Origin of the sequence: Nocardia carnea (assembly GCF_029868325.1) — a bacterium.
GTDB lineage: Bacteria > Actinomycetota > Actinomycetes > Mycobacteriales > Mycobacteriaceae > Nocardia > Nocardia carnea_C.
In genome coordinates this window covers 1-23,495 of sequence record NZ_JARWNW010000078.1, presented here as the reverse complement: position 1 = coordinate 23,495, position 23,495 = coordinate 1, and the positions used below count along the sequence as shown (strand labels likewise).

The following is a 23,495-nucleotide window of genomic DNA, read 5'->3' as shown; positions in this document are numbered from 1 at the left end:
GCACTCGAGGCAATGCGGCGCAGCCGCGAGCATCGAGTGCTGACAGCAGGGACCAAGGGGGCCGAAACCCGCGCCGACGAAGTCGGCGCCAAAAGACAGGGAGTGTGGTGACAACGGGCGGGCTGGTTCTGGCGGCGACACCGCTGGGGCAGATCGGGGATGCCTCCGAGCGGTTACGGGACGCGCTGGGATCCGCCGATATCGTCGCGGCGGAGGACACCCGGCGGACTCGGGCGCTGGCGAAAGCGCTGGATGTGGAGATACGCGGCCGGGTGATCAGTTTCTACGACCACGTGGAGTCGGCGAAGGTTCCCGCGCTGCTGGAGGAGATCGGCGCCGGCCGGACCGTACTGCTGGTGACCGATGCCGGGATGCCGTCGGTGAGCGATCCGGGGTATCGATTGGTGGCTGCCTGTGCCGAACGGAACCTTCCGGTGACCTGTCTCCCGGGGCCTTCGGCGGTGACGACGGCGCTCGCGCTGTCCGCGCTGCCGGTCGACCGGTTCTGTTTCGACGGGTTCGCGCCGCGTAAACCGGGGCAGCGCAAGGAATGGCTGGGCACCCTGGTCTCCGAGCGACGGGCCTGCGTGTTCTTCGAGGCCCCGCACCGGTTGGCCGAATGTCTGGCCGACGCCGTCGAGATCCTCGGTGGCGACCGGCGCGCCGCGGTATGCCGGGAACTCACCAAAACCTACGAAGAGGTCGTGCGCGGCACGCTCGCCGAACTCGCCGAGTGGGCGGTGGGCGGCGCGCGCGGGGAGATCACGGTGGTTCTGCAGGGGGCGAGCGCGACTGTCGTCGAACCCGCAGATCTGGTGGCGCAGGTCGAGGAACGCGCGGCCGCGGGGCTGCGGCTCAAGGACGCCAGCGCGGAGATCGCCGAGATCGCCGGGGTTTCCCGGCGCGAACTCTACGACGCTGTCCTGGCTGCCCGCCGCGCCGCGGTCGAGTGAAGCGGCGGGGCGGTACAACGCCTCCTATCGGATGGTCGGGTGAATACGGCCGCCGCCCGGGCGGCCTCGCAGGTCATTCGTCGGTTTTGGGCTCCACATAGCGTGGGAACACCGGTTCCGGAGCGGGCAGGGAGACACCCGGGACGAGCGGGGCCGCGATATCGGCGAAATCGCGGCCCGGCTGGGCGAGCAGGTCCAGGATCTTGGCCGACGACCCCGGCATCGCCGGCTGGGCCAGGATCGCCACGATCCGGATCACCTCGAGGGTGACGTAGAGGACCGTCGCCATCCGGGCGAGGTCTTCCTCGGTACCGGATTTGCGCAGCGTCCAGGGCGCCTGAGCGGTGAAGTAGCGGTTGGTTTCGCCGAGGGTCAGCCAGATCTGTTCCAGCGCCAGGTGCATCTGCTGCACGTCGAACTCGGCCCGGCAGCGTTCCAGCAGGCCGTTCGCGCGGTCGAGCAGGGCGCGGTCGTCGGCGGTGAACTCACCCGGAGTGGGTACGGCCGCGCCGCAGTTCTTGGCGACCATGGTCAGGCTGCGCTGCACCAGGTTGCCGAACTCGTTGGCCAGATCGGCGTTGATCCGGGAGACGATGGCGTCGTGGCTGTAGCTGCCGTCCTGACCGTAGGAGATTTCGCGCAGCAGGAAGAAGCGCACGGCATCGAGGCCGTAGGTGTCGACGAGTTCCAGCGGGTCGACCACATTGCCGACCGATTTCGACATCTTCTCGCCCTTGTTGTACAGGAACCCGTGCACGAAGACGCGCTTCGGCAGTTCGATACCGGCCGACATCAGGAAGGCGGGCCAGTACACGGTGTGGAAACGGGTGATGTCCTTGCCGATGATGTGCACATCGGCCGGCCAGAACTTGCCGAAGGCCGTGGAATCGGTTTCCGGGAAGCCGACACCGGTGAGGTAGTTGGTGAGCGCGTCCACCCATACGTACATGACGTGGTCGGGGTGGCCGGGCACCGGAACACCCCAGTCGAAGGTGGTCCGGGAGATCGACAGATCCTTGAGACCGGCCTTGACGTAGCTGACGATCTCGTTGCGCCGGGTCGCGGGGGCGATGAATTCCGGATGCTCGTCGTAGAGCGCGAGCAGTTTGTCCTGGTAGGCCGAGAGCCGGAAGAAGAAATTGGATTCCTCGGTCCAGGTCACCGGGGTGTTGGTTTCGGTGGAGATGCGGCTGCCGTCGTCGAGCAGCGTGGTCTCCTCCTCGGTGTAGAACGCCTCGTCGCGCACCGAGTACCAGCCGGAGTAGTTGTCGAGGTAGATATCGCCGTTGTCGAGCATCCGCTGCCAGATCGCGATACTGGCGCGCTGATGGTCGGCGTCGGTGGTGCGGATGAACCGGTCGAAGGAGACATCGAGCGATTTGTCCATTCGCTCGAACACATCGGAGTTACGCGCGGCCAGCTCTTCCACCGGGACGTTCTCCGCGGCGGCGGTCTGCTGCATCTTCTGGCCGTGCTCGTCGGTACCGGTCAGGAAGAACACGTCGTACCCGTCGAGCCGCTTGAACCGGGCGAGCGCATCGGTGGAGATGTACTCGTAGGCATGCCCGATATGCGGCGCACCATTCGGGTACGCGATGGCCGTGGTGATATAGAAGGCGGGGCGGTCGACTGCGCTCATGGTGCCTTGATTCCATCATGCGGACCGGTGTGAACCCGACTCGACTGCGTGTTCATGGCATCAGAGGGTACTGGCCCGGGTGTTGTTCGAGTGGAGTGGTGGCGGACTCTACTGTGAGAGCCGTGCTCCTTCGTGAATCCGTGCGAAAGTCTCACCCAGTTGTGAACTCGGCCGGCCGGCGATCGGTGGCCCGCCGATGAGCGCCCGGCGTCCCGCCCCGCCGCTGCCCGAACCGCTGGCGCCGCTGGTGGATGCCCACACCCATCTCGACGCCTGCGGGGCCACCGATGCGGCGTCGGTCACGGAGATGGTCGATCGCGCGGCCGGAGTGGGGGTGGGCCGGGTGGTGACCGTCGCCGACGATCTGGCCGCCGCCCGCTGGGCAGTGGATGCCGCGCAGTGGGACGATCGGGTGTATGCGGCGGTCGCCCTGCATCCGACGCGGGCGAACGCCCTCGACGAGGCCGCGCGGGCGGAGCTGGAGAAGCTGGCGGCCGATCCGCGGGTGGTGGCGGTCGGGGAGACCGGGCTCGACTACTACTGGCCGGGCAAACTCGACGGCTGCGCCGATATCGACACGCAGATCGAGGGTTTCCGCTGGCATATCGATCTGGCCAAACGGATCGGTAAACCGCTGATGATCCACAACCGGGAAGCCGATCACGATCTGCTGACCGTATTGCTGGACGAAGGCGCGCCGGAGACGGTGATCTTCCACTGTTTCTCCTCGGACGCGAATATGGCGCTGTCCTGTGTGGCGGAGGGGTACATCCTGAGTTTCTCGGGGACCGCGAGTTTCAAGAACGCGCACGAACTGCGTGAGGCGGTGAAGGTGGTGCCGGACGACCAATTGCTCGTCGAAACCGATGCACCGTATCTGACTCCGCACCCGTACCGGGGCGCGCCCAACGAGCCGTACTGCCTGCCGTACACCGTGCGGGCGGTGGCGGAATTGCGGGCGCAGGATCCGGTGGAATTGGCGGAGATCAGCACGGCGAACGCGCGCCGCGTTTACGGATTCACCGCCTGAAACTGCCGTCGCCAGGAAAGTGATATGCATCACAGTTTTGCCTGCGTCGTTTCGTCTAGCAGGGGTTGGGCAGGTGTATGCCGTCGCCGGATCGGCGGGTCGGTTCGTTGCGGTTGTCGGGACCCCCGACCTTCGTTATCGTCCCGTGACCGTGTCACCCTTTGCGAGGATCAACTCCTCACGCTCGCCCATGCTCTACGTGGCAATCGCCGCTGTACTGCTGACCCTGATGGTCGGCGCCGGTGCGGCCATCGCCACCCACAATTCCCACAGCGACCGGGCGCATTCGGCCCCGGCCGGTCACTCCTACCAACTACCGGTGCACCAGCCCGCACACTTCTAGCCGTACATGCGGGGACGGCCGACCCGCACGTCTCGTTGGCTCCGCCGCATACCGGACCTCATTCGATGGTCCACATTCCCGGGGTGGGGCCCGCCCGGTTCTGGAGCGACGGAGCGGGGGAGCGAAGCGGAGGAGCGGAGGAGTGAAGAACCGGGCCCGTAAGGGCCCCACCCTCGAGGCGCGGAGCGCCTCCAAAATTACAGCCCCGCCCCTTCGTGGACTGTCCGCTCCCGAGGCCGGTTCGATCGAGCTCTCCGGGACCGGCGTGATCGTGTGTCGACCTGCACCGTCGGAGGTGTCGCCGTATTCGTCGGTCGGCACCGCCCGAGCCGCCGCCGGAAACCCGGTTGGTAAGTTCGCCCGGTGTCGGATGCCGAGATGATGGCGCGTGGTGAGGTGGCTCTGCTGGGGCCCGCACAGGTGCGCGAGCTGGCCGAGCGGCTCGGTGTCCGCCCGACCAAACAGCTCGGGCAGAACTTCGTGCACGACGGCAATACGGTCCGGCGGATCGTGACCGCGGCCGGTGTCGGGCGTGCGGATACCGTGCTCGAGGTGGGGCCGGGTCTGGGTTCGCTGACCCTGGCGTTGCTGGATGTGGTGGATTCGGTGCTCGCCGTCGAGATCGACCCCGTGCTGGCGGCGCAATTGCCCGATACGGTGCGGGAACGGGCCGCAACCCTGGCCGACCGGCTGACCGTGGTGCCCGGTGACGCACTGCGGGTCCGCGCGGATATGTTGCCGGTCGCGCCGACCGCCCTGGTGGCGAATCTTCCCTATAACGTGGCTGTTCCGGTCCTACTGCATCTGCTGGCCGAATTCCCGGGTATTGCTACGGCATTGGTGATGGTGCAGGCCGAGGTCGCGGATCGCTTGGCCGCATCGCCGGGGAGCCGGGTGTACGGCGTACCGAGTGTGAAGGCCGGTTTCTACGGCACCGTGTCGAAGGCGGGCGCTGTGGGCCGGCAGGTGTTCTGGCCGGTGCCGCAGGTGGAATCGGGGCTGGTGCGGGTGGACCGGTTTGCCGAACCGCCCTGGCCTGTGGACCAATCGCATCGGTTGCGGGTGTTCGAGGTGATCGATCTCGCGTTCGCGCAGCGCCGGAAAACGTTGCGGGCCGCGCTGGCGGGTTGGGCGGGGAGCCCGGTGGAGGCGGAGCGAAGGCTGGTCGCCGCGGGTATCGCGCCGACCGCGCGCGGGGAAACCCTTGATACCGCAGCCTTCGTCCGCCTCGCCGCGCAGGCCGGGGATCAGCTCGCCAGTTCGTAGCCCGCTTCGTCCACCGCGGCCGCGATATCGGTATCGGCGATGTCCGCGGCGGCGTCGACCACGACCCGGCCCGAGGCGAGATCGACGTCCACGCTGGTGACGCCGTCGATTTTGCCGATTTCCGATTTCACCGCCTGGACGCAGTGGCTGCAGGTCATACCGCTGACGGTGTAGGTGCTGGTGGTGGACATGGTGTCTCCTTCGCGCTCGGCCTCTGTCGGAACGCCACGAAATATACCCCCCGGGGGTAGCTGGTTGCAAGGGTGGTGCGGTCCGGGTCACTGCGCGGTCTTCGGATGGTCCCCGTCCAGCGGCACCCATTAGGCTTGGGCACCGTGCTGTCCGTTGTGCCCAGTCCCGTCACCGTGCGGGCACCCTCGAAGGTCAACCTCCATCTGGGAGTAGGTGACCTGCGCGCCGACGGCTACCACGAACTCACCACCGTTTTCCAGGCCCTGTCGCTCGCCGATGATCTGGAGATCGCGCCCGCCAACTCGCTCACCCTGCGGGTCACCGGGGAAGGCGCGGCGGAAGTCCCCACCGACCGCACCAATCTCGTCTGGAAGGCGGCGGTCCGGCTCGCCCAGCTGGCGGGCCGCGCACCGCTGGTGGAAATCACCATCGACAAGGGTATTCCGGTAGCCGGGGGAATGGCCGGCGGTAGCGCCGATGCGGCCGCCGCGCTGGTGGGCCTCAACGAGCTCTGGGAACTGGGCCTGCATCGGGACGAACTCGCCGCGGTGGCCGCCGAACTGGGCAGCGATGTCCCGTTCGCGCTGCACGGCGGGACCGCGCTCGGCACCGGCCGCGGGGAACGGCTGCTTCCGGTGCTCTCGCGTAATTCATTCCACTGGGTGCTGGCCCTGGCGAAGGGTGGGCTGTCCACGCCGGAGGTCTTCACCGAACTCGATCGGCTCCGCGTCCAGGGCAAACCCCCACGCCTCGGCGAACCCCAGGCCCTCATGCAGGCCCTTGCCTCCGGCGATGCGCACCAGCTCGCGCCGCTGCTCGGCAACGATCTGCAAGCCGCCGCGGTCTCGCTACGCCCCGACCTGCGCCGCACGCTCCGCGCCGGGGTGGAGGCCGGAGCACTGGCCGGCCTCGTATCGGGCTCCGGCCCGACCTGCGCCTTCCTCTGCGAAACCACCGAATCCGCCGTCGCCGTGGCAGCCGAACTCTCCGGTGCCGGAGTCGCCCGCAGTGTGCGGACCGCGACCGGTCCGGTGCCGGGAGCGCGCATAACCGGCCAGGAAGAACCGCATCACCCGTCTCCGGAACCGCCGGCCCCCGGGCCGCGCCGGGCGTAACGTTCGCAGGCCCGGCCTCGGGCCGGCAACCGTGTGATCGCTGCGGCTGCGACCCAGCGGTGGCCGCCGCGGCCCGGTCGTTTCCGTCCGCCGGGCGGTGCTCGGCCCCGGCGGCGGTCGGCCGGTGCGGGGCCCTCGATAGGCTGGTCGGGGTCGCGTATCGGCGTGGCCGGCAGCGGAGGCGGAAGGATTCATGGCCAACCTGATCAATCTCGAACAGGTCAGCAAGAGTTTCGGGATCAAACCACTGCTCGACGGGGTCTCGCTGGGGGTGCATGCGGGCGAGCGGATCGGGGTGGTCGGTCTCAACGGCGGCGGTAAGACCACGCTGCTCGAGGTCCTGACCGGGATCGAGGAGCCCGACGGCGGCCGGGTCAGCCGGCTCGGCGGACTGCGGATGGCCGTGGTCACCCAGCGCGGGGTGCTGCCCGAGGGCGCGACCGTCGGTGAGGTGGTGCTGGCCGGTCTGGCCGACGACGCGCCGACCGGGGATATCGCCGAGCACGAATGGGCCGCGGACCCCCGGATCCGTTCGGTCCTCGACGGTATCGGGATCGCCGGGCTGGGCCTGGACACCACGGTGACGAATCTGTCCGGTGGGGAACGCCGCCGGGTCGCGCTGGCCGCCGCCCTGGTACGCGATCTGGATCTGCTGGTACTCGACGAACCGACCAACCATCTCGATGTCGAGGGTGTGCAGTGGCTGGCCGAACATTTGCTGGCCCGGCGCAGCGCGCTGGTCGTGGTCACCCACGATCGCTGGTTCCTCGATACCGTCGCGACCCGCACCTGGGAAGTGGTGGGCGGCCGGGTGGAAACCTACGAGGGCGGCTACGGCGACTGGATCTTCGCGCGCGCCGAACGCGCCCGTCAGGCCGATGCCACCGAGGCCCGGCGGCGGAACCTGGCGCGTAAGGAACTGGCCTGGTTGCGGCGGGGCCCGCAGGCCCGCACTTCCAAACCGCGCTACCGGGTGGAGGCCGCGGAGGCTCTGATCGCCGATGTCCCGCCGCCGCGCGACAGTGTGTCGCTGGCTTCGTTCGCCAAGAAGCGGCTGGGCCGGGTGGTCGTGGAACTCGAGGACGCGACCCTCACCACACCGGACGGCCGCGAACTGGTCCAGGATCTGACCTGGCGGCTGGCTCCCGGCGAACGGGTCGGCCTGGTAGGTGTGAACGGCTCGGGTAAAACCACCCTGCTGCGGGCACTGGCCGGTGATGTCGAACCGGTCGCGGGTAAACGGGTGCAGGGACAGACCGTGCGGATCGGCTGGCTGCGGCAGGAACTCGACGACCTCCCCACCGATATGCGGGTGCTCGAGGCGGTCCAGGAGATCGCCATGCGGATCACTCTCGGGGAGGGCAGCAAGGCGCTGGAACTGTCCGCCGGGCAGCTCGCGGAACGACTCGGGTTCACCCCGGCGCGGCAACGCACCCCGGTCCGGGATCTCTCGGGTGGTGAACGCCGCCGGTTGCAGCTCACCCGCATCCTCATGTCGGAGCCGAATGTGCTGCTGCTCGACGAACCCACCAACGACCTCGATATCGACACTCTGCAGCAGTTGGAGGATCTGCTCGACAACTGGGCCGGAACGCTGGTCGTGATCAGCCACGACCGCTACCTGATCGAGCGGATCTGCGATAGCACCTGGGCGCTGTTCGGCGACGGTAAGCTCACCAACCTGCCCGGCGGGATCACCCAGTATCTGACCCGGCGGGCCGAACTCGAGTCCGGCGACACCGCCCGGCAGGCGGCGTCCGTGAACCGGGCCGAGGCACCGCAAACCGATTCGGCGGCCTACCGCGCGGCCCGTAAGGAACTCTCCCGCCTGGAACGCGCCATCGACAAACTCGGCGAACGCGAGGCGAAATTGCACACCGCGCTCGCCGCGGCGGCCACCGAACCCGACAAGCTGGTCACCCTGGGCGCCGAGCTCAAAGAGGTGCAGGCGGAGAAGGAAACCGCCGAGGAACGCTGGATGGAACTCGCCGACCAGGTGTGAGCGGTCGCGGCACACCGGCGTATCAGGGGGTGCCGGTGGCCGGACCTTCCTCGCCGGCGATGGGCAGGCTGGCCTGCACGAATTCGCCGCCGAAGGTGGTGAGGGCGATGCCCCGGTGCTGGAGTTTGCCCCGGCCGCCGGCCTGTTTCAGCAGCTCGGCCACCACGGTCTGGGCTTCCAGGAGCTGGTAGCGCTCCGGGGTGCCCACCGGTTCGGGCAGTGTCTCGATCAGGCCGACCCGCCGCAGGTTGTTCAGGTAGCGCTGGATGCGTTCCGGATGCCGGAGTCCGGCGTGCTCACCGATCATGCTCACGCCGAGATCGTCCGCCCCGGATCGTGCCGCGCCGGATCGGCGGGCCCGCCGCGACGTACGGCCGCCGCGGACGGTCACGGTCGGCTGTGGTCCTTCGAGACGGAGCAACCGCAGGATGCGGGCTTCGTCGGAGGTGAGTTCGGCCAGGATCCGGGCGAACGCCGGATGTCCCTCGTCGGGCGCCCGCGTGCTGGCGGCCAGGCGCAGCAGCGCCGCGCCCTGTTCCCGCAGCGATCGTTCGGTCGGGGAGGTGGTGGCCGACGATTCCGTGGCGGTGACCCCGAGCGCCAGGCGTAGCGCCTCCCGGATCTGCCGGGTCGCGTCGGTGCGGATCTCGGCGGGCGGCTGCCCGGCCATACTGCCGCGTACCACCGTCTCGGTGACATCCAGCGCGGTGTGCACACCCCACCGCGCGGTACCGGACACCACCGACGCCGCGACCCGCGCGACCCCGCTCACGGCACGCACCGCCGCGACGGGTCCGATCGGGCCCACCGGATCGCGATGCTCGCCGGGGCGTCCGGGTTCGTGCGGACTGTCCGGCTCGCCGGGTTCCTCGTTCACAGCCATGTGGTCGCTACCCCCGTTCCGAACACCAGGATATGCGCGTATCCCGCGAACAGCCCGAGGACACCGCCGTGCACGAACAGCAACCATTCGTCCTGTTTGATCGCCGAACGCAACATATCGACGAAATCGTTCGGTGAGAGTTCCGACATCTGCTTGGCGATATAGGCGCCGATCTGCTTGCCCTGGCGTTCGTTGAAATCGGCGTCGGCGAACGCCAGTGGTGCGATGGCCATCGCCTCGGAGGTGAGGGTCTGGGTCAGTGACTCGTAGTCGCGGTTGCCGAGCACCAGTTTCACCGCGCCGCGCGCCGGGCCCAGAGCGCGATCGGCGGCCGGTCGCAGGGTGTCCTCCAGCATCTGCAGGGTGCGATCCGATTTGGGGCCGTTGAGCAGTTCGTCACCGATATTGGCGACCGTCATCACCTGGGTGGAGACGAGTTCGGCGTAACCGTCGGTGATTTCGTTCTGCCGTTTGATCAGCAGACCCTGCCGCCACGGGCACCACCATTTCGGCTCGGCGGGCGCGAAGATCATATTCAGGCCCACCCAGTTGACCACCCAGCCGATGATCACCCCGCCGATCGGCAGGACCGCCAAGGTCGGCCATCCGGTCGTATGCAGGATCGCGACCAGCACCACACCCATCGGGGCGCCGAAATACAGACCGAAATTCTGCATGAAACGCAATTCCTTGGCGCCCAGCACCTGAAACAACTGATTGAGCAGCTGGGGGCGGGCCTGGAAATAACGGATCACCATTTGTTTGACGTCGAGCAGCTGATCGATGTTCGCGCCCAGTTCGTCGGTGAGTTCGCGCAGAATATCCGGTAGTTGCTGGCGGACCCGCGCGTGCACCATCTCCCGCAGCTGGGACGGCAGGTTGTACCAGAGCTGCGGGTGGTCGCGGCGCAGAATGTTCTCGACGATATCGCGGATCTGGGTTTCGGCGGTCAGCGCGAGATGCTCGGCGAGCGCATCCGGTTCCAGTTCGCGATAGAAATCGGCGACACTACCGAGTTTCGAAAGTCCTTTGTCCACCGCGATACTGGCCATTTTGTCGGCCCGGGACGGCACGATGCCCTGCCAGCCGAAGCGGCCGTCGTGGCTCAGCAGCGGCAGGATCTGGATCCGCTTGGGCAGGTACGGGTACAGATAGCGCAGGCCGGGGACCCGGATACCGTGAAAGGCGATCGGCCGGAACAGCATCAGCACACCGGTCCAGTTGGTGATGTAACCGATGACGCCGGTGAACAGCGGAATGGTCAGTAATTCCAGGAGGATCGTCGGGTGCACCCCGAACACACTCTCCAACACGACACACCCTCCTGCTCCCGGTGATCGCCGCCTCACCGGGACTTCAAATTAGCACCACGGCCGGACCGTAACCGCGCTGCGGCGGCCATCCCGCCGGCAGCGCAACCGGCCGCGACACATTAGTGTCTCAGACGTGAGCCGGATCCATGGTCCGGCGCGGGGCTATCACCGTCGATGGGCAATAATCGGTGAGCGGGATTCGTTCATCTGGCGATATCGGAGTAGACGTGGCAGACGACAGGACCGGACAGGAGTTCACCCGGACCGGTTCCCGGCCCGTGCAATGGAGTCCGCCGGCCGGAACCGGCCCGGATCCGGCGCCGAAGACGAGCCCCGACCCGGCCGATGTCGTCCGCCGGCCGCCGTCGAGTGTCGAACGCAGCGCCGATGTCGAGCAGCGGCAGATCAGCAACGAGGCCCGGCTCATCCGCGGCGTTTTCCGCGCGGCCGGGGTCGCGGCCGGCAGTGTGGTGCGCGGCGGGCAGTGGGCGGCGAACACGTCCTTCGAGGTCACCCGGGAGATCACCCAGGCGGCCCTGGACGGGGAATCCTCGGCCGAGATCGCCGAGCGCACCGGTAACGCGCTGCGGTCCATCGCGCGCAGTGCGCTCGGGGTCACCGAGGGGTCGGTGCGCGAAATCGTCAGCTATGTGCCGACCGGGCAGGCCTCCGGTCAGCAGACGGTGGCGGTGGGCTCGTATATGCGGTCGGCCACCGTCGCCGAGCTCCGTAAACGCGGGGATGCGCTGCTGGCCCGTTCGGCCGATGTCTACTTCACCGAAGAAGTGCATCCCGCCTACGACCGGATACTCGACGAACTCGCCCCCGACGAGGCCCGCATCCTGCGCTATATGGCCCTCAACGGGCCGCAGCCGACGGTCGACGTCCGCACCAACCGCCCGCTGGGTATCGGATCCGAGCTGATCTCCGGTGGGCTGACCTCGGTACCGGAGCAGGCCGGTGTGCGCTACATCGACCGGGCCCGGTCGTATCTGATCAATCTCAGCCGGCTGGGACTGACCCACAATTCCGACGATCCCGTGGTACTGAGCCGCTATATGGTGCTCGAGGTCCAGCCGATCGTGGAGGACGCTTTGAAAAAGGCGGGCCGAGCCCCGAAAATCGTCCGCAAAAGTCTGCGCCTGACGGAGTTCGGTGAGGATTTCTGCCGTACCTGTTTCACCATCGGCAACGGTCAGCGGCCCTGACAACCGCGCCGCCGGGGTCACGGATCGCCGCCCACACCCGGCCGGAAACCATCGCTGACCGGCCCGAATTCGGCCCCCGTAATACCGCCGACGCTGGATAGCAATCCGATACAGATCTGAATAGCCTCCCAATTTGTCCATTTCAGGTGGGATGGTGGAGTTATGGACCAGGGCGAGGAGCACAACGATCCGGGGCCGCACCCGGGTGGTTTTCCCCGGCGGCCGGGCCAGAGCAGTGAAACCATGGCCTTCTCCGGTGCCGCGCTCGCGGCGGCGCTGGGCGCCGGACTGGATATCTCACTCCCGCCGCGGCTCGAACCCGAAACGGATGTGCCGCTGACCATGGGACCCGCACGACCGAACACCTCACGCCCGATGGCATCCGCCGCATCGGAGGATGTCCTGGAGATCCATCGACTCAAGTTCCGCTATGTCCGGACGCTGGACAGCAAACTCTGGGACGACTTCGCCGAGACGATGGTCCCGGAAGCGACGGCAACCTACAGCGAATACCTGCAGTTCGAATCCCGGGAAGCGTACTTGACGTTCCTGCGCAACACCTTGGGCCCGCACGTCATCACCGAGCACCGCTGCGATCACCCGGAGATCGATGTGAGCGGCGATCGGGCCACCGGGATCTGGTACCTCTCCGATACGGTGCTGATTCCCGAGAACAATATGCTGCTGCGCGGCGCCGCCTTCTACACCGACGAATACGTCCGCTGCGACGACGGCCGCTGGCGGATCGCGCATACGGGGTACGAACGCACCTACGAGGTGGTGCTCTCGCTCAGCGATCTGCCCAGTCTGCGGCTGACCGCCAACCGGTGGGGGTTGACCCAGCATTCGGACGGTGTCGAATCCGTCGAACGCGACCCACGGGAGACCGCGACACGCGACGAGGCACCCGAGGAATCCATCGGCGGCAGCGACCAGGAATACCCGGGCCCCGAGCACCGGGCGGCGGGCTGACCGGTCGCGCTGTCCGGTCGAGTGCTCTCGCGGTGGGCGGTTCCGCGGCAAGCCGGGTGGGCCGCACGGTTGTCCTGCAGACCGAGTTCCGCCGCTGACCGAGTGGGTTGTGTGTGGGACGAACGGTCGCGTCACGGGCGGGCGGCGGTCGCATCGACATTCTGTCCGGGTCCAGTGGCCACCGCCCGAGCGGCCTGACCTGGCCGCAGGCCAACTCCATCGCAGAAGCCGGGCAGACGCGCCGGCACCGAGCGGTTGCGCCGGGGGGCGAGCGATTGCGGCGGGCCGGGCAGTCGCGCCGGGGCCGGGTGGTTGCGCTGGGGCTGCGGCAGGCTCAGTCGGCGGCCGCGACCAGCGGTTCCAAGGTGAGTTCCGGCATTTCCTTCTGGATGTACTGCAGCCGCCATTTATCGCTGAACACCGCGAGAATCGCGCCGTCGCTGCGCGTGAACACCTCCACCCCGCGCTGGCGGTCCAGTTCGGGCGCCGAAGCGGTATCGGTGCGCCGGGCAATGGTGTAGGCGAGATGGTCGAGCTGGGTTTCCACGCCGAATTCGCCCTGCATCCGGGCGGTCACCACCTCGAACTGCATCGGGCCGACCGCGGCGAGTACAGGGGAGGCGTCACCGCGGGAATCGTTGCGCAGCACCTGCACCACGCCCTCGGAATCGAGCTGATCGATCGCCTTCCGGAACTGCTTGTACTTACCGGCGCTGCGCGCCCGCAGGGCGGCGAAATGTTCGGGGGCGAACGACGGAATCGGCGGGAACTCGACCTTCTTGTCGACGAACAGGGTGTGCCCGGGCGCGAGCGCGGTCGCGTTGACCAGGCCCACCACATCACCCGGGTAGGCGGTATCGACGGTTTCGCGTTCCCGGCCGAAGATGGTCAACGCGTATTTGGTCGCGAACGGCCGGCCGGTCTGCGCGTGGGTGACCACCATGCCGCGTTCGAACTCACCCGACACGATGCGCATGAACGCGAGCCGGTCGCGGTGGGCGGTGTCCATCCCCGCCTGCACCTTGAACACGACGGCACTGAACGGGTCCTGCGGGTTACGCGGGTTGCCGCCGATATCCGCGCGCGAACCCGGTGCGGGCGCCAGCTCGACCAGTGTTTCCAGGATCTGCCGGACACCGAAGTTCAGCATGGCCGAGGCGTAGATCACCGGTGAGGTCTGCCCGGCCAGGAACAACTCCTGGTCGTGGTCCTGCCCGGTGGCCGACAGCAGTTCACTCTCCTCCGCCGCCGTGGTCCACGGCTCACCCTCTCTGGCTTCGGCCGATGCGGGCGTGAGTGATTCCTCGGGCGCGATGGTTGCACCGCCGGCGGTGCGGGTGAAATGGATGTATTCGGCGGCCGCGCCCTCCGGGCCGCGACGCAGCAGGCCGCGGAAATCACCCGCGATACCGACCGGCAGGAACAGCGGGGTCGGGGTGAGGCCGATCCGTTCCTCGATCTCGTCGAGCAGTTCCAGCGGGGCCCGCCCGGGACGGTCCCATTTGTTGATGACGGTGATCACCGGGATACCCCGGTGGCGGCATACCTGGAACAGTTTCAAGGTCTGCGGTTCCAGGCCCTTGGCGGCGTCGATCAGCATCACCGCGGCGTCCACCGCCGTCAGCACCCGGTAGGTGTCCTCGGAGAAATCGGAGTGGCCCGGAGTGTCGACGAGGTTGATCACATTGTCGATATCGGAGCCCGCGGCCCGGTAGTTGAACTGCAGCGCGGTGGAGCTCACCGAGATCCCGCGCGCCTTCTCCATCTCCATCCAGTCCGAGACGGTGGATTTGCGGCCCGCCTTGCCGTGGATGGCACCGGCCTCGGAGATCTTGCGGGCATGCAGCGCGAGCGCTTCGGTGAGCGTCGATTTACCTGCGTCGGGATGCGAGATCACGGCGAAGGTACGGCGCCGCGACACCTCGCCGGCCAATCCGCGCGCGGCGGGCGCGGCGCCCTCGGTGGAGGCGGTCAACGGAGGAAACCTTTCGGCGGGAGTTCGGGAACAACCGTTCAGGCTACGTGACCGCCGGACCGGGACCAGCGCCCGGCCGCGCTCCGGAGGCGCGCCAATAGGCACTCCCCTCCCGATTCCGGACTTTCAGGGCCGCTGGGTTACAGTATTCGGGTTGTCTCGGCGAGGGTTCGCAAATCTGCGGCACCGTGATCGACGCGGCGCGGCTTCCGGCCGCTTGCGTTCGGTCTTCGCCTGACGAGCAGACCACCTGACCAGGGGCGCGATTTCCCTGGCAACCGCCCATAAGCCCGGTAGAGCCGTAGGAGTTATCCAGTCATGTCCGACGTCAACCTTCTCGAAGCGAAGATCCGCACCGAGTTCGGCAAGGGTGCCGCGCGCCGCACCCGCCGCGCGGGCAACGTTCCGGCGGTCCTGTACGGGCACCAGTCCGATCCGCAGCATCTGTCGCTGGACGCGCTGTCGTTCGCCGCCATCCTGCGCCAGCACGGCACCAATGCGGTGCTCAACCTGGATATCGAGGGTAAGAAGCAGCTGGCGCTGACGAAGTCGGTCGTCGTGCACCCGATCCACCGTTACATCGAGCACGCCGATCTGCTGATCGTGCAGCGCGGTGAAGCGGTCACCGCCGATGTGCCGATCAACCTGACCGGTGAGGCCGCCGCGGGCACCCTGGTGACCCAGGAGGCCACCACTGTTTCCGTCTCCGCCGAGGCCCTGAACATTCCCGAGTCGATCGACGTCTCGATCTTCAATGCCGAGCCGGGCACCCAGATCACTGCCGGTGCGATCGAGCTGCCCAAGGGTGTCAGCCTGGCCGGCGACCCCGAGACGCTGCTGGTGAACATTGTCGAGGCCCGTGCCGCCGCCGAGCCGGAGGCCGAGGGCGAGGCCGCCGAGGGCGAAGCCGCCGAATAGGACGGGTCGACCTTCCGCGATGGCCGATACCGTACCGGCGCTCGTCGTCGGTTTGGGCAATCCGGGTCCCGAGTACGAACGCACCCGGCACAATGTGGGCTTTCTGGTCGCCGATTCGCTCGCCGAGCGGATCGGCGGCCGTTTCACTGTCCACAAGAAGTCGGGTACCGATGTGTTGCAGGCCCGGTTGGATGGGCGGCAGGTACTGATCGCGAAACCGCGGTCGTATATGAATTTGTCCGGGCGGCCGGTGGCAGCGCTGGCCCGCTTCTTCTCGGTGCCGCCCACCGAGGTGATCGTTGTCCACGACGAACTGGATCTGCCGTTCGGTGTGGTCCGGTTGAAGCGTGGTGGCGGTGAGGGCGGCCACAACGGGCTGCGCTCGGTTTCCGGCGCCCTGACCACCAAGGATTATCTGCGCACCCGGATCGGGATCGGCCGCCCACCCGGCCGCCAGGATCCGGCCGATTTCGTTCTCAAACCGTTCGCGTCGGCCGAGCGTAAGGAATTGCCAGTGGTCGTCGAACAGGCCGCCGACGCGGTGGAACTGCTGCTGCGGGTGGGTTTGGAAACCGCGCAGAACCAGCTGCACTGATCGCGCTCGAGCGGCCCGTGACCGCGGCCTGATGCTGAAGCTCGGGCTCTTCTGACAGTTGCGGTCAGACTCGGGCGGCGAGGGTCAGGGCGAAACGGTTGCCGGGGTCGGTCCAGGTGTGCTCCGATACGAAGCCCGCGGCGCGGAGTTCGGTGTCCAGGCCGGTGGGGCGGAATTTCGCGGATATCTCGGTGCGTAGCTGTTCACCGCGGGTGAAGTGCACCGTGAGGCCCAGGTCGGCGACGGTGACCTCCATATCCGCGGTGGCTGCCAGCCGCATTTCGATCCATTCGTTTTCCGTGTCCCAGTGCGCGATATGGCCGAATGCTTCGGGGTCGAAATCGGCTCCCAGCCGGGTGTTGAGGACGCGCAGGACATTCCGGTTGAATTCCGCGGTGATACCGGCGGCGTCGTCGTAGGCGGGGATCAGGATCGACGGGTCCACCACCAATCCCGCACCGAGCAGCAGTTGTTCGCCGGGTTCCAGCACATCGTGGATACCGCCGAGGAATTCGGCGCGTTCGGCGGGCACCATATTGCCGAGTGTGCCGCCGAGGAAAGCGATCATCCGCCGCCCGCCGCGCGGCAGGGTCGCCAGCGTATCGGTGAAATCGCTGACCACCCCGTGCACGGCCAGTCCGGGGAATTCCAGCGCGACCTCGGCCGCGGAAGCACGCAGTGCGGATTCCGAAACATCCTGCGGCACATAGGTCTTCAACGGCCCCTCGGCGGTGAGCGCGGTGAGCAGCAGGCGTGTCTTACTGGCCGAACCCGACCCCAGTTCGACCAGCACCTCCGCTTGCGCCGTCCGCGCGATCGCACCCGCGACGTTCTCCAGCAGCGCCCTTTCGGTGCGGGTGGGGTAGTACTCGGGCAGGGCGGTGATCTGTTCGAACAGTTCACTGCCGCGGGCATCGTAGAACCATTTGGGCGGCAGCCATTTCGGGCTGTCGGTGAGACCGCGGCGGGCGTCGGCGTGCAGGGCAGCCGTCAGGTCGGCGTCGGTGAGGTGGACTTCCACGGTGGGTTCGTTCACGATGGCAGGCTCTCTGTCGCGGTGGCTCCGGCGGGCTCCAATGGTTCGACGTTCAGCCGGCCGGGTTCGGCATGGACGACGACCCGGTCGGGTAGCGACTGCCACCGCGGATCGTCGTCGTACGGTTCGGAGGAAAGGATCGCGAAATCGTCGGTGACCAGCGCGGACAGCGAGTGGTAGCAGGTACTCGCCCAGAGTGCGCGGCCGTCGCCGATCAGCAGGTTCAGCCGGGCGTCGGGCGCATGGTGCAGCACCGTCGTCACCAGCAGGCGCAGTGCGGTGCCCGGATCTTCGGCGAGACCCGCCGGGGTGTCGGGGTCGAGCAGGCGGCGCAACAGCACCCACAGGGCGGCGGAATCGGTGAGCGCTTCGGCTTCGAGCAGATGGCTGGTTTCGTAGCGGCGGGTCATTCCCGCGCGGGTGGCGGCGACATCGAGATCGGACAGGACGGCGGTGAGCGCTGTCCGCCAGTGCGGAATCACCCCGTTGTGGCTGAACGCCCAGCGATCCCACAGGAACGGCGCGCACGACGAACGCTGCACCGGCATCCCGACGGTGGCCGAACGGACACTCCCGAGGACCGCGTGGGAAGTGAGCTGCGGCAGCACTTCCTCCACCGCGGGGTCGGTCCAGATCGGGTCGGGGTTGCGATAGCGGGTCACCGCCGCCGGGTCCGGGCCCCACCAGGCGACCCCGAACCCGTCGGCATTGATGGTGCCGCCGCCGCGCATATCCCGCGGCGCCCACGACTGGGTGCGCAGCGAATGCGGTCCGCGCAAAAGGAGTTCGCCGACCGACGCCGGTGGGCCGACATAACCCAGGTGACGGCACATCATGCCTCCCGCGGGTCGAGGGTGCGGGCCAGCCGGAAGCCGGAGAAGATCTGCCGGCGGATCGGATGATCCCAGTTGCGGAAGGTGCCGCGGCAGGCGACGGGGTCGGTGCCGAACGAACCACCGCGCAGCACCCGGTAGTCGCCGCCGAAGAAGACCTCCGAGTATTCGCGGTAGGGGAAGGCCCGGAACCCGGGGTAGGGGTGGAATCCCGAGGAGGTCCATTCCCAGACATCGCCGATGAGCTGATGCACACCCGCCGCCGACGCACCCGCCGGGTAGGCGCCGATATCGGCCGGTTCCAGATGACGCTGCCCCAGGTTGGCGGTGGCCGGGCCGGGCTCGGTATCGCCCCACGGGTAGGCGCGGGTGCGGCCGGTGGCCGGGTCGTAGCGGGCGGCCTTCTCCCATTCGGCCTCGGTGGGCAGGCGTTTACCCGCCCAGGTGGCGTAGGCCTGCGCTTCGAACCAGCACACGTGCACCACCGGCTGTTGCGGGCGCAGCGGGCGGCGTACCCCGAATACGCGTCGCCACCACTGTCCGGCGGAGTCTCGCTCCCAGAATCGAGGCGCGGTGAGCCCGGCCTCCTGCCGATGCGCCCAGCCGCGTTCGGACCACAGTTCCCGCCGGTCGTATCCGCCGTCGGCGACGAATTCGAGGTATTGCCCGTTGCTGATCGGGGCGGCATCGATCGCGAACGCCGGTACGTGCACGGGATGGGCGGGGCGCTCGTTGTCCAGAGCCCACTGGTCGGTGGAGGTGCCCATGGTGAATTCGCCCGCCGGTATCACGACCTCCCCGCGGACCGCGGTATCGGCGGCCGGTGGTGCGGGTGCGGACAGCACCGGGCTTCCGGCGCGCAGCTGATGGGTGGCCAGCATGGTTTCGTCGTGCTGCTGTTCGTGCTGGGCGATCATGCCGAATGCGAACCCGCCGTCGACCAGTTCGCCGCCCCGTAACGGGCTGCGTTCGAGTACATCCCATACCTTTTCCCGCACGGTGCCGACATACCCGCGGGCCTCGCCGGGATTCAGCAGCGGCAGTTGCGGACGATCCGGCCGGGCGTGTTTGAACGCGTCGTACAGCTCGTCGATATCGGCACGCACCGGGTCGCGGCCGCCGACATCGCGGACCAGCCACAGTTCCTCCTGATTGCCGATATGGGCCAGATCCCACACCAGTGGACTCATCAACCGGGAGTGCTGGGCGACGAGTTCGGCCTCGTCCACGCAGTCGGTGAGCGCGGCTGTCCGCTGCCGGGCCCGCTGCAGTGTCGACGCGATATGTTCGCGCAGCCGCTCGGTACCGGATCGGTCGGTGTAGTGCTGGACGGTCACGTAATCACTCCGCTCTACGGCAGGGGCGTCCCTGTGGCTCATGAGATTCCCGCTGGTTGCTCGCCGGCCGCGCAACGGTGCAGTGCCTCGTACAACCCCGGTGCGGGTTCCCGGCTGTGCGCTATCGCTGCTTCCAGTAGTGCGACCGCGGCGGCGCGCAGTTGCGGATCGGCGAGACCGTGGCGTGCGGCATCCAGCCAGCGGTCCGCGGTATCCGCGGCGGCGGCGGTGGCGTCGGCGACAGCGGCCGGGGTGGACAACAGTGCGTGCAGCACCGCGATCGGTACCTGCCAGCCCTCGCCGGGCTGGGCGTCGAGGTAGCGGACCTCGAAGTATCCGGCCGGGCGCACCGGCGGGAACAGGGTGGTGAGGTGGTATCGCAGATCGTCGATATCGGGCCGGCGGCCGATTTCGGTGTCCAGACCGCCTGAGAGCCAATCGTCGAACGTGGCTCCCTCGGGGGCCCGCCAGGCGATTCCCGGCCGGGCCGGGCCTTCCTCGGAGCGGCGCACGCACAGCAGCGGCGCGTCCAGTGCCCAGCGGGCGTAGCCGGTGACCGGATCGGTCCATTCGGCGACCGGGGGGCAGGCGCGGCCGGGATCCAGATGCAGCCAGGTGCGCATCCGTTGCGAGGCCCATTCGCCGGACGGGGCACCGCGCAGTACGGGCGAGCACGCGAAGGCCGCCACCAGCGCCGGGCCCAGGGCGTGCAGGGCTGTCCAGCGGGCGGTGAGTTCGGTGCTGTCGGCACCGATATCCAGGCTGATCTGCGCGGCCGCGGTATTGCTCATCATCAGCCGGCCGAACGGGCCGATCCGGCCGAAATAGTCCTCCATGGCCTGGTAGCGCGGTTGCCGTAACTGGCAGCGGGGTACGCGCGCGGGGTCGGCGGCGGCGGAGACCATCCCGATCGACCGGGCGGAGAGAAGTTCGTGCAGGCGCCGGTAGTCGGCGCTGAGGCGGGCGCACAGGTCGGTGGGGTCGGGGACGGCGATGCTGGAGAGTTCGATCTGCCCGCCGGGTTCGACGGTGACCCGGCTGCCGCCGGACAGCGGCTCGGCAGGAGAATCGGGGGCGATGGAGTGGGGTGCGTGCGGGCCGAGGGCCTGTGCGAGGAGGGCGGCGGTGGGGCGGCGGCCGGTGAACGAACCGTGCGCGGAGCCGCGGCGCGCTGCGGTATCGGGGCGATGGACGGTGAACCATTCGAGTTCGGCGCCGATGAGCAGCGGCGGGCCCAATTTGAAACAGACGCCGCCGAGATACGCTTCGGCCGCCGCGCGGCTGCTGAGGGCCGGGGGTGGGGACGAGTCGCTGGTCGATTCCGGATGTTCGAGGGTGACCGCCATACCAACCTCCATGCGGGTTTCTCGGTGGTGCGGCTCTTACGTGGAATCCAGCGTAGCGACGGGCACAGACACATTTTGAGCGCGAACTTGTCACGGAATCGGCACTAGTGTCGGGGATATGGTCGATGAGCAGCGAGTACGCGCCGATACGCCCGGCGTCGGAAACGGAGCCGTTTTCTTGGACAGTGCGGGGTCCTCGCTCCCGCCGCGGGTGGTCACCGACACCGTGATCGGTCATCTGCGCCGGGAGGCGGAGATCGGCGGGTACCGGGCAGCCAACGAACGGCTCGACGATCTGGCGGGGGTCAAGGCGGCGATCGCGGAGCTGATCAACGCGACCCCGGGCACCATCGCTCTCAGCGATAGCGCCACCCGCGCCTGGACCGATTTCTTCTACGCCGTACCGTTGCGCCCCGGCGACCGGATCCTAATCTCCGGCGCCGACTACGCCAGTAACGCCATCGCCGCGTTGCAGCGGGCTCGCGCCACCGGCGCCCGGGTGGAACAGATCCCCGGCGACGCCGAGGGCCGGATCGATATCGAGGCCCTCGACGCGATGATGGACGAACGGGTGCGGCTGGTTTCACTGCTGCATGTCCCCACCAACGGCGGCTTGGTGAACCCGGTGGCCGCGGCCGCGCGGATCGCGCGCGCCGGTGGCGCACTGGTCGTACTCGACGCCTGCCAATCCGCCGGGCAGCTCCCGCTGGACGTCACCGAACTGGGCGTGGACGCGCTGTCCGCTACCGGCCGGAAATGGTTGCGCGGCCCGCGCGGCACCGGATTCCTCTATCTGCGACCGGAATTGGCGGCCGCACTGGAACCCGGCCGGCTCGACCTGCACAGCGCCGCGTGGACCGGCCCGGACGAATACCGGATGGCGCCCGACGCTTCCCGTTTCGAGTTCTGGGAGCACGATGTGGCGGCCCGGCTCGGGCTCGGCGCGGCCGTGCGCTACCTTCTCGATCTCGGACCCGATCAGGTCTATGCCGCGATCGCCGAGCGCGCCGATTATCTGCGGGGCGCGCTCGGCGAATTGCCGGGGGTGACGGTGCGGGATCTGGGTGTCGAGCACAGCGGCATCGTGTCGTTCACGGTCGCCGGTGTGGAGCCGGTCGAGGTCCGGGACCGGCTGCTGGACTCCGACATCACTGTGACGGTCAGCCATGCGAGTTCGACACTGCTCGATATGTCGTCCCGTGGTCTGGGGTCGGTGGTCCGCGCCTCCCCGCACTGCTTCGTCGACCGTCCTGAACTGGACCGTTTCCTCTCCGCCGTCGCCGCCTTGTAACCGGTTTCGGCCGAAGCCGGCACCTGTCTGCAGTGCCGGCGGTGTGGCCCCGAATGCCATGGAATGAGCTGGATTCGGTGTGGCCGCAAGCCCGTCATGCTGTGCCCTGGTTGTTGCGCACGACAGTGGTTGTGTCCATGTTCGCCGTGGCTCCCTGGGAGTCGGTAGGGCGCAGTTGTGCGAGTGGGAGCCCGCTTTTGTCGACCAGGACAGAGTGAGCCTCGTGCCGGTCGAACGTGTGCCGCTCGCCCCACTGACGCATTGCCACGATGACGGTGAAGAGGTCGCGGCCGGACTCGGTGAGCACGTAGACCTGTCGCCGTCCGGACACCGCTGTCTGTCGTTCGAGGATGCCACGATCGACCAGGCGGCGGAGCCGGTCGGTGAGGATGTTGCGCGCGACCCCGGTGCGCTGCTGGAAGTCGGTGAACGATCGCGCGCCGTCCATCGCGTCGCGAATGATGAGCAGGGTCCACCGGTCTCCGACAAGGTCGAGCGTGCGCGCGACCGGGCAAGTGGAGTCAGTCCACTCCGTGTCGTCGAAGCTTCGGGCGGGGTTCATCACACCTCCTGATGAGTTGCGTATTGAAACTATTCTGCCTTAAAGTTTGGTTAGTTGCATTTTGCTACTGATTGAGGTGGATGTGGGTATCACGTTTAACCGAACGATGCTGCTCGCGACGGTGTGCTCCGTCGCCGTGGCAACGATCTATGTCGCGCAGCCTGTGCTCGCGCAGATCGGGCGCGACCTGGGAGTGCCCGAGGCCGATCTGGGGTGGATCGTGGCAGCAGGGCAAGTCGGCTACCTGATCGGTCTGGTGGTCCTCGTCCCCCTGGGAGACATGCTCGACCGGCGTAAGCTCATCGGTGCTCAACTGCTCCTCGCCGCAGTGGGCATGCTGGTGGCAGCGGTCGCTCCCGGTCTGTGGCTCTTGCTGGTCGGCCTTGCCGGCGCGGGCCTGTTCGCAGTGGTCGTTCAAACCACGGTCGCGTTCGCTGCCGACCTTTCGACTCCGGCCGAGCGTGGTCGCACTCTCGGAGTCGTCACATCCGGCGTCGTCATCGGAATTCTGGGAGCAAGAGTGCTGGCCGGGGGACTCGCTGCGCTGTCGGGATGGCGAAGCATCTACATCACGCTCGCGGTGCTTCTCGTCGTGCTTTCCCTCATTGTTCTGAAGCAGCTGCCGGCAGGTCATCGCCCGGCCCGCCGGACCTCTTACGGCGACGTAATGGTCTCGCTCGGCCTCC

22 protein-coding genes are annotated in these 23,495 nt (G+C 67.9%); 12 read left to right on the top strand and 10 right to left on the bottom strand.

Annotated features, from left to right (window positions below; all coding sequences use genetic code 11):
- Window positions 1–107 precede the first annotated feature (107 nt).
- Window positions 108–953, top strand: a complete 846-nt coding sequence (rsmI, locus tag QH196_RS04485) for a 16S rRNA (cytidine(1402)-2'-O)-methyltransferase (protein ID WP_280414462.1) — start codon at window positions 108–110, stop codon at window positions 951–953.
- Window positions 954–1,026: 73 nt separating this feature from the next.
- Here the strand turns inward: rsmI and metG are convergent, their stop codons facing one another.
- Window positions 1,027–2,592, bottom strand: a complete 1,566-nt coding sequence (gene metG / locus QH196_RS04480; protein WP_280414461.1) for a methionine--tRNA ligase — start codon at window positions 2,590–2,592, stop codon at window positions 1,027–1,029.
- Window positions 2,593–2,788: 196 nt separating this feature from the next.
- Between metG and QH196_RS04475 the strand changes: the two genes are divergently transcribed.
- From QH196_RS04475 to rsmA, 3 genes are all read left to right on the top strand, one after another.
- A complete protein-coding gene (locus QH196_RS04475) occupies window positions 2,789–3,622 on the top strand; it encodes a TatD family hydrolase (RefSeq protein ID WP_280414460.1) in 834 nt (277 codons plus the stop codon).
- A 190-nt stretch (window positions 3,623–3,812) separates the two neighbouring features.
- On the top strand, window positions 3,813–3,965 hold the full coding sequence (locus tag QH196_RS04470) for a hypothetical protein (RefSeq protein WP_280414459.1): 153 nt from the start codon (window positions 3,813–3,815) through the stop codon (window positions 3,963–3,965).
- Window positions 3,966–4,343: 378 nt separating this feature from the next.
- Window positions 4,344–5,231 (top strand): 16S rRNA (adenine(1518)-N(6)/adenine(1519)-N(6))-dimethyltransferase RsmA, encoded by an 888-nt coding sequence (gene rsmA, locus QH196_RS04465; RefSeq protein ID WP_432279433.1) that lies wholly within the window; start codon window positions 4,344–4,346, stop codon window positions 5,229–5,231.
- On the opposite strand, the gene QH196_RS04460 is transcribed toward rsmA, so the two are convergent.
- The gene (locus QH196_RS04460) at window positions 5,213–5,422 is read right to left on the bottom strand and encodes a heavy-metal-associated domain-containing protein (protein ID WP_280414457.1); all 210 of its coding nucleotides are present in this window, start codon (window positions 5,420–5,422) and stop codon (window positions 5,213–5,215) included. The genes rsmA and QH196_RS04460 overlap by 19 nt on opposite strands.
- Before the next feature lie 144 nt (window positions 5,423–5,566).
- Here QH196_RS04460 and QH196_RS04455 point away from each other — a divergent pair, with 144 nt between their 5' ends.
- Both QH196_RS04455 and QH196_RS04450 read left to right on the top strand, forming a co-directional pair.
- A complete protein-coding gene (locus tag QH196_RS04455) occupies window positions 5,567–6,538 on the top strand; it encodes a 4-(cytidine 5'-diphospho)-2-C-methyl-D-erythritol kinase (protein WP_280414456.1) in 972 nt (323 codons plus the stop codon).
- A 193-nt stretch (window positions 6,539–6,731) separates the two neighbouring features.
- A complete protein-coding gene (locus tag QH196_RS04450; protein WP_280414455.1) occupies window positions 6,732–8,540 on the top strand; it encodes an ABC-F family ATP-binding cassette domain-containing protein in 1,809 nt (602 codons plus the stop codon).
- Between the two features lie 22 nt (window positions 8,541–8,562).
- Here the strand turns inward: QH196_RS04450 and QH196_RS04445 are convergent, their stop codons facing one another.
- Together QH196_RS04445 and QH196_RS04440 are read right to left on the bottom strand one after the other, a co-directional pair.
- Window positions 8,563–9,423 (bottom strand): Abi-alpha family protein, encoded by an 861-nt coding sequence (locus QH196_RS04445; RefSeq protein WP_280414454.1) that lies wholly within the window; start codon window positions 9,421–9,423, stop codon window positions 8,563–8,565.
- On the bottom strand, window positions 9,414–10,736 hold the full coding sequence (locus QH196_RS04440) for a hypothetical protein (protein ID WP_280414453.1): 1,323 nt from the start codon (window positions 10,734–10,736) through the stop codon (window positions 9,414–9,416). Before QH196_RS04440 ends, QH196_RS04445 begins: the two co-directional genes overlap by 10 nt.
- Window positions 10,737–10,963: 227 nt before the next feature.
- On the opposite strand from QH196_RS04440, the gene QH196_RS04435 reads away from it, so the two are divergent.
- Complete coding sequence (locus QH196_RS04435; RefSeq protein WP_280414452.1) at window positions 10,964–11,944, top strand: Abi-alpha family protein; 981 nt, start codon at window positions 10,964–10,966, stop codon at window positions 11,942–11,944.
- Window positions 11,945–12,319: 375 nt separating this feature from the next.
- Window positions 12,320–12,916, top strand: coding sequence for a nuclear transport factor 2 family protein (locus tag QH196_RS04430; protein ID WP_280414464.1), 597 nt, complete (start codon window positions 12,320–12,322; stop codon window positions 12,914–12,916).
- A gap of 334 nt (window positions 12,917–13,250) precedes the next feature.
- On the opposite strand, the gene QH196_RS04425 is transcribed toward QH196_RS04430, so the two are convergent.
- Window positions 13,251–14,891 carry a peptide chain release factor 3 gene (locus QH196_RS04425; protein ID WP_280414451.1) on the bottom strand — a complete coding sequence of 547 codons (1,641 nt, stop codon included), beginning with the start codon at window positions 14,889–14,891 and terminating at the stop codon, window positions 13,251–13,253.
- A gap of 318 nt (window positions 14,892–15,209) precedes the next feature.
- Here QH196_RS04425 and QH196_RS04420 point away from each other — a divergent pair, with 318 nt between their 5' ends.
- Window positions 15,210–15,809: a 50S ribosomal protein L25/general stress protein Ctc gene (locus tag QH196_RS04420; RefSeq protein ID WP_280414450.1), complete on the top strand. Its 600-nt coding sequence runs from the start codon at window positions 15,210–15,212 to the stop codon at window positions 15,807–15,809.
- A 19-nt stretch (window positions 15,810–15,828) separates the two neighbouring features.
- Complete coding sequence (gene pth / locus QH196_RS04415) at window positions 15,829–16,404, top strand: aminoacyl-tRNA hydrolase (RefSeq protein WP_280414449.1); 576 nt, start codon at window positions 15,829–15,831, stop codon at window positions 16,402–16,404.
- Between the two features lie 64 nt (window positions 16,405–16,468).
- Here pth and egtD read toward each other — a convergent pair whose 3' ends face one another.
- From egtD to egtA, 4 genes are all read right to left on the bottom strand, one after another.
- Window positions 16,469–17,443, bottom strand: a complete 975-nt coding sequence (gene egtD / locus QH196_RS04410; protein WP_280414463.1) for an L-histidine N(alpha)-methyltransferase — start codon at window positions 17,441–17,443, stop codon at window positions 16,469–16,471.
- Window positions 17,437–18,273, bottom strand: coding sequence for an ergothioneine biosynthesis protein EgtC (egtC, locus tag QH196_RS04405; protein WP_280414448.1), 837 nt, complete (start codon window positions 18,271–18,273; stop codon window positions 17,437–17,439). The genes egtD and egtC overlap by 7 nt, the downstream gene beginning before the upstream one ends.
- The gene (gene egtB / locus QH196_RS04400) at window positions 18,273–19,568 is read right to left on the bottom strand and encodes an ergothioneine biosynthesis protein EgtB (protein WP_432279432.1); all 1,296 of its coding nucleotides are present in this window, start codon (window positions 19,566–19,568) and stop codon (window positions 18,273–18,275) included. The genes egtC and egtB overlap by 1 nt, the downstream gene beginning before the upstream one ends.
- Before the next feature lie 80 nt (window positions 19,569–19,648).
- Window positions 19,649–20,956: an ergothioneine biosynthesis glutamate--cysteine ligase EgtA gene (gene egtA / locus QH196_RS04395; RefSeq protein WP_280414446.1), complete on the bottom strand. Its 1,308-nt coding sequence runs from the start codon at window positions 20,954–20,956 to the stop codon at window positions 19,649–19,651.
- A gap of 118 nt (window positions 20,957–21,074) precedes the next feature.
- On the opposite strand from egtA, the gene QH196_RS04390 reads away from it, so the two are divergent.
- Window positions 21,075–22,247, top strand: coding sequence for an aminotransferase class V-fold PLP-dependent enzyme (locus QH196_RS04390; protein ID WP_280414445.1), 1,173 nt, complete (start codon window positions 21,075–21,077; stop codon window positions 22,245–22,247).
- A gap of 94 nt (window positions 22,248–22,341) precedes the next feature.
- On the opposite strand, the gene QH196_RS04385 is transcribed toward QH196_RS04390, so the two are convergent.
- Window positions 22,342–22,809, bottom strand: coding sequence for a winged helix-turn-helix transcriptional regulator (locus QH196_RS04385; protein ID WP_280414444.1), 468 nt, complete (start codon window positions 22,807–22,809; stop codon window positions 22,342–22,344).
- Window positions 22,810–22,885: 76 nt separating this feature from the next.
- Between QH196_RS04385 and QH196_RS04380 the strand changes: the two genes are divergently transcribed.
- Window positions 22,886–23,495 (top strand): MFS transporter (locus tag QH196_RS04380; protein WP_280414443.1); only part of this gene is annotated, 610 nt, incomplete at its 3' end.